The 8,380-nt window shown below is 70.3% G+C and carries 9 protein-coding genes; 1 reads left to right on the forward strand and 8 read right to left on the reverse strand.

Annotated elements, in window-relative coordinates; all coding sequences use genetic code 11:
• Nucleotide 1: 1 nt before the first annotated feature.
• From R4I43_RS29930 to R4I43_RS29945, 4 genes are all read right to left on the reverse strand, one after another.
• Nucleotides 2-1,657, reverse strand: coding sequence for a class I adenylate-forming enzyme family protein (locus R4I43_RS29930; protein WP_324269053.1), 1,656 nt, complete (start codon nucleotides 1,655-1,657; stop codon nucleotides 2-4).
• The gene (locus tag R4I43_RS29935; protein WP_324269054.1) at nucleotides 1,650-3,350 is read right to left on the reverse strand and encodes a phosphotransferase family protein; all 1,701 of its coding nucleotides are present in this window, start codon (nucleotides 3,348-3,350) and stop codon (nucleotides 1,650-1,652) included. Before R4I43_RS29935 ends, R4I43_RS29930 begins: the two co-directional genes overlap by 8 nt.
• Complete coding sequence (locus R4I43_RS29940; RefSeq protein ID WP_324269055.1) at nucleotides 3,347-4,603, reverse strand: acyl-CoA dehydrogenase family protein; 1,257 nt, start codon at nucleotides 4,601-4,603, stop codon at nucleotides 3,347-3,349. Before R4I43_RS29940 ends, R4I43_RS29935 begins: the two co-directional genes overlap by 4 nt.
• Nucleotides 4,604-4,665: 62 nt before the next feature.
• Nucleotides 4,666-5,457, reverse strand: a complete 792-nt coding sequence (locus R4I43_RS29945; protein ID WP_324269056.1) for an enoyl-CoA hydratase/isomerase family protein — start codon at nucleotides 5,455-5,457, stop codon at nucleotides 4,666-4,668.
• 168 nt (nucleotides 5,458-5,625) lie between these two features.
• On the opposite strand from R4I43_RS29945, the gene R4I43_RS29950 reads away from it, so the two are divergent.
• Nucleotides 5,626-5,928 carry a hypothetical protein gene (locus R4I43_RS29950; protein WP_324269057.1) on the forward strand — a complete coding sequence of 101 codons (303 nt, stop codon included), beginning with the start codon at nucleotides 5,626-5,628 and terminating at the stop codon, nucleotides 5,926-5,928.
• Here R4I43_RS29950 and R4I43_RS29955 read toward each other — a convergent pair.
• The 4 genes from R4I43_RS29955 to R4I43_RS29970 all read right to left on the reverse strand — a co-directional run.
• Nucleotides 5,918-6,724: a class I SAM-dependent methyltransferase gene (locus R4I43_RS29955; RefSeq protein WP_324269058.1), complete on the reverse strand. Its 807-nt coding sequence runs from the start codon at nucleotides 6,722-6,724 to the stop codon at nucleotides 5,918-5,920. The two genes, R4I43_RS29950 and R4I43_RS29955, sit on opposite strands and share 11 nt — an antisense overlap.
• A 13-nt stretch (nucleotides 6,725-6,737) precedes the next feature.
• Entirely contained in the window at nucleotides 6,738-6,860 is a 123-nt protein-coding gene (gene ykgO / locus R4I43_RS29960) for a type B 50S ribosomal protein L36 (protein WP_093416249.1), read from the reverse strand.
• A gap of 94 nt (nucleotides 6,861-6,954) precedes the next feature.
• Entirely contained in the window at nucleotides 6,955-7,941 is a 987-nt protein-coding gene (locus R4I43_RS29965; RefSeq protein ID WP_324269059.1) for an aldo/keto reductase, read from the reverse strand.
• 97 nt (nucleotides 7,942-8,038) lie between these two features.
• Nucleotides 8,039-8,380: enoyl-CoA hydratase-related protein (locus tag R4I43_RS29970; RefSeq protein ID WP_324267801.1), on the reverse strand; the 342-nt coding region annotated here is incomplete at its 5' end.

Consider the following 8,380-nt stretch of genomic DNA (forward strand, 5'->3'; position numbering starts at 1 on the left):
CTCACCCCTGCTGCACGATCTGCTCTCGGAGCCGACGCTTGAGGACCTTGCCGGTCGGGGTGCGCGGCAGCGGTTCCTCGTGCACCACCACGTACGCCGGAACCTTGAACCCCGCCAATCGCTTCCCGACGTGAGCGCGCAGCTGTTCCAGGTCCACGGGCCCTTTCAGGTTCACCACGGCGCAGACCTCCTCGCCGAGGGTGCGGTGCGGGAGCCCGATCACGGCGACGTCGGCGACCGCCGGGTGCTCGTGCAGCGCTGCCTCGACCTCGGCGCAGTAGACGTTCTCACCGCCCCGGATCACGACGTCCTTGAGCCGGTCCACCACGTACACCCAGCCGTCCCGGACGTGGCCGAGGTCGCCGGTGCGGAACCAGCCGTCGGTGAAGGCCTCCGCGGTGGCCTCCGGCAGGTTCCAGTAGCCGCGCACGACGCTGGGGCCCCGGAACCACAGCTCGCCGATCTCGCCCTCACCGAGGTCGTCACCGGTGGCCGGGTCGACGACGCGGATCTCCGCACCCGGCACGAGCTGCCCGACGCTGTCGGAGTGCTCCTGGTAGTCCTCGCCGGAGTTGCCCACGACCGTGGAGGTCGTCTCGGTCAGCCCGTACCCGCTGGCCGCGCTGCTGCCGAGCCCGCCGATGCGCTGCACCAGGTCCGGCGGGATCGGCGCGCCGCCCATCGTCACGCCGTCCAGTCCGCGCACGGTCTCGCTGTTCTCGACGAGGTCGCGCATCACCGTGGGCACCCCGGCGGCGGTGGTCAGGTCGTTGTCGAGGATGAGCTTCTCGGCCTGCTCGCGGTCCCAGCGGTACATCGTGGCGAGCTTGGCGCCGGCGAGCGTGGCGAAGCACAGCACGGTGATGCCGGCGATGTGGAACATCGGGAAGGTCAGCAGCGCCCCGGGCTGCGGATCGTCCGGGGCGGGTTCCGGGAAGGTGCCGCCGTTGTCGACGGCCATGGCGATCTTGCGGTTGACGACGGTGTTGAGCAGGTTCGTCACGTGGTTGCGGTGCGTGCCGACCGCGCCCTTGGGGCGTCCGGTGGTGCCGGAGGTGTAGAGGATCGTCGCGTCGTCATCGGGGTCGACGGCGACCTCCGGCGGCTGCGCGTCGGCCGGGAAGCTCGTGACGAGGTCCGACCACGCCCGCACACCGGGTCCGGGTTCGCCGCCGCGCGCCTCGACGACCGGGACGTCTCGATCGAGGAGGGCGGCGCGTTCGGGGTCGGCGAAGACGAGCTTCGCGCCGCTGTCGGTCATGCCGTAGCGCAGTTCGTCCTCGCCCCACCAGGCGTTGAGCGGGACCGCGACGAGTCCGGCGACCTGGACGGCCCAGAAGACCGGCGACCACTCCGGGAAGTTGCGCATCGCGATGGCCACGCGATCGCCGCTGGTCAGGCCGTACTCCTCGCGCAGCGCTCGCGCCAGGCCGCAGACCAGCCGGTGGTGCTCGGTGAAGGTCCACCGCTGGTCCTCGTAGATGAGGAAGTCCTTGTCGCCGTGGAAGGCGCTGAGCAGCGCTGCCTCCCGCAGCGTCCGCAGCGGTTTCGCGTAGACGCGCATGGGGACGCCGCGCACGGCGGCGTCGGTCATCTCGAAGTCGCCGCCGGGTCCGGTGAGTTCGTTCAGCAGGCGTTCGCGCAGCTCATCAGGCACCGTTGCCTCCCCTGGTCCTCGCCTCGGTGTGCTTCGGGTTGGCGACCGCGAGCCGGTCCAGCACCTCCGACCACAGCAGCGCGGCCACGTCTTGCTCCCACGCGTCGATCTCGCCCGCCCGCAGCGCCGCGGCCAGGGCGGCGCGACCGGTGAGGCCGAGCGCACCGAGCCCGTCGCGGTGCCGGCGCTCCTGCTCGGCACCGAGCCGCAGTTCGCGTTCCACAGTGGACAGCACGTTGGCGGTCACCAGGGATTGGAACCGCATTCGGCCCTCAGCACCGGCCAGGACCTCCTCGCGCAGGAAATCCCGCGCCGCCGCGACGAGTTCGGCCGCGGTCGGGCGACCGTGCAGGTCCGAGGCCTCGCTCACCACCTGCTGCGGAGCCCCCGGCTCGGGAACGCCGAGCGCGACGAGCAGGTCGTGCTCCTGCTCGCACACCCTGCGGCCGATCGCGGCCAGCTCCACCGACGGGTGCGCGCCGCTGAGGTGCTGCTCGGCTTGGGACCGACAGATCACTCCCCACTTGGTGGTGCCGAAGACCTCCCACCAGCGCACCACGTCCGGGTCCGGGCGCACGCCCGCGACCTCGGCGTACCCGTCGAACAGCTCGTCGCGCCCGCCGAACCCGCCCACCGGCAGCGGCGAGCCGAACCGCCAGGCGTTGGTGCACAACCAGCCCAGATCCTCCATCGGGTCACCGGCGTGCACCAGTTCCCAGTCCAGCACCGCGCGCAGCCCGGTCTCGTCGACGATGAGGTTGCCGTTGCGGAAGTCGCCGTGCACCAGGGCTCGTCCCGACTCGGTCGGCCGGTTGTCCCGCAGCCAGCGGAAGGCGATCTCCACAGCGGGGATCGGGTCGCCGAGCGCGTCGTAGTCGGAGACGAGCTGCTCCAGCGGGTCGGGTTCCGGGAACCCGTCGGGCACCGGGATGCGGTGGATGCGCGCGGCGGCGCGCCCGAGCTCGCGGGCGAGTCCGCGGCGCGCTGTCGCGTACTCCTCGTCGCGCAGCAGGCGTCGCGGGATCGTCTCGCCGTCGACGTGGCGGGTGAGCACGTAGGGCGAGCCGACCACGGTCTCGTCGGTGTCGTAGTCGACCAGCTCCGGCACCGGGACCCCGGCCTGCGCTGCGGCGTCGAGCACCACCGCCTCGCGGGCCATGCCCTCCGGGCGCGCCAGTCCGGGCGGATCGCGGCGCAACACCAGGCGTTCGGCGGTGTCGAGCTCGACGAACCACGTCTCCCGGCTCGCCCCACCGCTGGCCTGCTCCAACCGCGTCACCCGCACCGGGCCGGAACCCGGATCACCGCCGTAATCCGCACCCCGATTACGGCGGTAATCCGCGTCCCGATTACGGCCGGAGTCCGTGTCCTGATTACTGCCGTAGTCCGCGTCCCGATCACCGCCGTAGTTCGTGCCCCGATTACGGCGGTAATCCGTGTCCTGATTACTGCGGCAATCCGTGTCCCGATCACCGCAGTAGTCCGCTTCCCGAGAACCGCCGTAATCCGTGTCCCGATTACCGCCGTAATCCGTGTCCTGAATACCGCCGTAATCCGGATCCTGAATACCGCCGTAATCCGGATCCTGAATACCGCCGTAATCCGGGTCCTGAATACGGCGGTAATCCGGGTTCTGGTCGCGGAGCTCGGTGAGCCGCGCGGCCAGGAGGTCGCCGAGTTCCGCGGAGCTCATGCGCGCTTTCCCGGGCCGGCGAAGCCGAACAGATAGGCCGCGACCTTGCGCACCTGCACCTCTTCGGCGCCTTCGGTGATCCGGTAGCGGCGGTGGTGCCGGTAGATGTGCTCGAACGGCGTGTGCCGGGTGTAACCGAGCCCGCCGTGCACCTGGATCGCCCGGTCCGCCGCGTCGCACACCAGGCGGTTCGCCCGGAAGTTGCACATCGAGACCTTGTCGCTGATCTCGAAGTTCGGCCGCCGGTCCATCTCCCACGCGGTCTTGCGCACCAGCCCGCGCACCAGCTCGGCCTCGGTCTGCAACTCCACCAGCGGCCACTGGATGGCCTGCCTGCGCGCCAGCGGCTGACCGAACGTGACGCGTTCCCGGGCGTGCTCGACGCTGCGGTCGATGCAGAACTGCGCCGCTCCGACACCGGACGCGGCCTGCCGGATGCGATTCTCGTGCACGAAGCACTGCGCCAGCTCCAGCCCGGCGCCCTCCGCTCCGAACATCGCCGAGCCGGGAACGCGGACGTCGCGCAGCGTCACCTCGGCGTGGTCGGTGGGCATGTTGAAGGTCCACCAGTGGAAGTCCACCGAGAAACCCGGGGTGCCGGTCGGCACGATGAACGCGCTGATCCCCCGCGCGTCGCCGGGCTCGCCGGAAGTGCGGGCGAAGACCACGTCGTGGGTGGCGGAGTGCATGCCGGAGTTGAACCGCTTGCCGCCGTTGATGATCCAGTCGTCGCCGTCGCGGACGGCGGTGGTCTCCAGCCAGGTGGCGTCGCTGCCGTGGTCGGGTTCGGTGAGCCCGAAACCGAGGCGGGCATCGCCGGTGAGCATCGGCTGCAGGAACTCCTGCCGCTGCGCTCCGCTGCCGAACTCCAGCATCATGTGCACGACCGAGAAGTTGCCGACGACCGACGCCTCGTTCTGCAGGTCGTTGTGCAGGCCAAGGCCTTTGGCCGCGAGGTGTTCGCGGATCACGGCCATCTCGAAGTTGCCGCCGCCCCCGCCGCCGACCTCCTCGGGCAGCCCGTAGCGCAGCCACCCCGCGGCATCGGCGCGGCGCGCCATCTCGCGCAGCAACGCTTCCCACTCGGGTCGCGGGGTGCCGCCGGCTTCGAAGTCGGTGCGCGCGAACTCCCGCCGGTGGTCGAAGAAGCGCTCGTTGTCGTCCTGCCGCTGCAGCGGGACGATCTCGGACTCGATGAACTCGTCGAGCTCACCGAGCAGTGCGACGAGCTCACTGGGCAGCGAGAAGTCCATGCAGCCTCCTTAGCGCCCGTTCAGCGACGATAAGCACCCGTGCACGGCGGCACAAGAGGACGTCAGTCGATCAGCCACTCGCCGGTGAACTCCGGCTCGGTCTTGCTCTTGAACGCCCGGAACGCGGCGGGCGCGTCAGCGGTGGCGAAGTTGATGCTCTGCGCTCGCGCCTCGCCCTCCAGCGCCTCGCGGAAGGTCTGCTGACCTGCGGCGTTGAGCATCGCCTTGCTCTGTGAGATCGCCACCGAGGCCCCCGCGGCGAGCCGGTCGGCGAGGTCGTCGACGACGCCGTCCAGCTCGCCGTCGTCCTTCACCCAGGTCACCAGCCCGAGCTCGCGCGCCTCCTCGGCACCGATGATCTCGCCGAGCAGCGCCAGCCGCTTGGCCTGCTGCAGCCCGACCACGCGCGGCAGCAGCCAGGAACCCCCGAAGTCCAGCGACAGACCGCGCTTGGCGAAGATCTGGGAGAACCGCGCGTCCGGGCTCGACACCACCAGGTCGCAGCCCAGCGCCAGGTTCCAGCCCGCTCCCACCGCCACGCCGCGCACCTTGGCGATCACCGGCTTGGACAGCTCGTGCAGCGCCAGCGCGACGTCGTTGATCCGGTGCATCCGGGGCAGCGGGTGCCCATCGCGCCCGGCGGAGAGGTCGGCACCCGCGCAGAAGTCCCCACCGGCCCCGGTCAGCACCACGGCCCGCACGCCCTCGTCCAGCTCAGCGGCCCGGAGCTCGTCGAACAAGCAACCCCAGGTGGGGCCGTCGATGGCGTTCTTGCGCTCCGGCCGGTTCAAGGTCAACGTCAGCACCGGTCCACGCCGGTCGACCACGACGGTGCCACTGTCCACTGTGCTCACACGACCTCCACCGACCAAGAACCCGATGTCCTTATCGATCGCTAAATTAACACCTCGCCCCCCACCCCGAAACCACTCGAAGCCACCCCGAAAAGCCGAACACCGGAGTTCTCTTTCGTGGGAGAATCTGGCAACCGAGACGCCGTTCGGGCCGGAAGTGATCGACAGATGACCGTGACCTTGCGAACCGACATGGTGTCGGACCCCCAGGACCGGCACGAATACCTGCGACAGATCGTGCGCGAGACGGTGGTTCCGCTCCGGCTCCACCAGGAGAGAGCAGAAGAAGACCACTGGGGTGAGGTGGTTCGAACCGACCTGCCGCTCGGATCCGTGGCGCGGCTGACCGCGTTCCCGACGAAGGTCGAGCGGACCCCGAAGTTGATCCGCGAGTCCGATCCCGATTTCTACCAGCCCCACGACCACTGCACGGGCGCCGATCCCTACGTGATGCGTCTGGTCAGGCGGTGATGCCCGTGCCCACCAGCGTGGTGGTGTCGAGGTCGGTCAGGCCGGTCTCGTCGAGGCGGGCGAGGTAGCGCTCCCGGACTCGGTCGACCTCGTCCGGACCCAGCTCGCTGAGGACGCCGCGATAGCCGGAGCCGGTGACCAGCAGCCAGGCGACCTCGGGGGCCATCGACAGCGTCCGCTCGCGAACCAAGACGTCCACTTCGGACAGACCAAGAGCGCTCAACCAAGCGGAGAACGACTCCGGCTGGTTGACGCGATCGCCCGGGCGCTTCGGCCGCTCGCCCGGCGGTTCGGTTCCGGTCACGTCGGCGACCGCGAGGGCCAGCTGCCGGCCCGCCGGGTCCATCGCGCCACGGCGCCAGATGGTGAGCGCGACCCGCCCGCCCGGCCTGGCCGCGCCGATGAGGTGCCTGGTCCCGGCCTTCATGTCGGGGAAGAAGAAGACCCCCAAGACCGACTGGACGAGGTCGTACCGCGCGCCGCCCCACGCCGTGACGTCGGCTTCGTGCGCGTGCAACTGCGGCAGGCCGGCGGCGCGTTCGCGCAGCTCGGCGACCATCGGGCCCGAGATGTCGACGGCGTCGACGAGGCCGCCGGAGCCCACGCGCGCGGCCGTCGGGATCGCCGAGGCACCGGTGCCGCAGCAGGCGTCGAGCACCCGCTCACCGGGCTGCGGGCTGGCCACCGAGACCGCGTCGGCGCCGATGGGCTCCCAGAGGTGGCGGCCGAGCGCGGCGAAGTCCGCCGCAGCGGCGTCGAACGCGTCCCGCGTGCCGATCTTCCCCAGCCGCGTCATGGCCGCCCCCTCCTCAACCCTGCCGGGCCTTGTAGCGCGGGTTCTTCTTGTTGATCACGAACGTCTTGCCGTGCCGCCGGATCACCTGCGCCCCCGGCTTCTGCTTCAACGACCGCAACGACTTGCGCACCTTCACGATCCTGAACCTCCTCCTGGACGACCACCACCCAACGTACACGAAAATGACAACCATTGTCGTCTTGGGTGGCAACCGCCCCGAGGCGTCGGGGTCAGAGGCCGACCATCGACATGCCTGCTGGGTTGTAGCGGTCGCCTCGAACCCCGGTGCGGGCGGCGAGGGTGTTGAGGTGCGCGACCTCGTCCGCGGAGAGGGCCACCTGGGCGGCGCCGGTGTTCTCGGCGATGCGCTCGCGGCGGCGGGTGCCCGGGATCGGGACGATCCACGGCTGCCGGGCCAGCAGCCACGCGAGGGCGATCTGACCCGGAGTGCTGCCCTTGGCCTCCGCCAGGGAGCGGACCTGGCCGACCAGCGCCTGGTTGGCGTCGAGGTTGTCGGCCTCGAAACGCGGGATGGTGTTGCGGATGTCGCCCTCGGCGAACTCGGAGGTGCTGACCGTGCCGGTCAGGAAGCCCTTGCCGAGCGGGCTGAACGGCACGAACCCGATCCCGAGCTCGCCGCAGGTCGGCAGCACCTCGGGCTCGGGATCGCGGGTCCACAACGAGTACTCGCTCTGCACCGCGGTCACGGGGTGCACGGCGTGCGCGCGACGGATCGTGCCCGCCCCCGCCTCCGACAGCCCGAAGTGCCGGACCTTGCCGGCCTCGACCAGCTCGGCGACGGTCCCGGCGACGTCCTCGATCGGCACCTCCGGGTCCACCCGGTGCTGGTAGAACAGGTCGATCACGTCGATGCCCAGCCGTCGCAGCGACTCGTCGGCGACCCGGCGGATCTGCTCCGGCCGGGAGTTCGTGCCCACCATCTTCCCGCCCTGGATCTCCCACCCGAACTTGGTGGCGATCACGACGCGGTCCCGCAGCGGGCGCAGCGCCTCGCCCACCAGCTCCTCGTTGACGTAGGGCCCGTAGACCTCGGCGGTGTCGAAGAAGTCGACGCCCGCCTCCTCGACGGCGTACCGGATCACGCCGATCATGTCGTCGCGGTCTCCCGGGTTGGGGCCGTAGCTCTGGGACATGCCCATGCAGCCCAGACCGATCGCCGAGACCTCCAGTCCCTGACCGAGCGTGCGCGTGTGCATTTCTCGGGTCCTCCTCGCAGTTCGGGGATGACACCGACGCTAAGCAGCGTGTCGCGGGCGCGGGAGTGCCGGCTGTACCGGGTACTCCCAGTGCCCCTCAGAAGTACCAGGGGAAGGCGGACCAGTCGGGGTCGCGTTTGTGCAGGAAGGCGTCCCTGCCCTCGACGGCTTCGTCGGTCATGTAGGCCAGCCGGGTGGTCTCACCGGCGAAGAGCTGCTGGCCGACGAGCCCGTCGTCGATGGCGTTGAACGCGTACTTGAGCATGCGCTGCGCCGTCGGGGACTTGCCGTTGATCTCCCGGGACCACTGCAACGCGGTGGCCTCCAGCTCGGCGTGCGGGACGACCTCGTTGACCATCCCCATCTGATGGGCCTGCTCAGCGGTGTAGGGACGCCCGAGGAAGAAGATCTCCCGAGCGAACTTCTGCCCCACCTGACG

It is taken from the genome of Saccharopolyspora mangrovi, from assembly GCF_035320975.1.
Lineage (GTDB): Bacteria > Actinomycetota > Actinomycetes > Mycobacteriales > Pseudonocardiaceae > Saccharopolyspora > Saccharopolyspora mangrovi.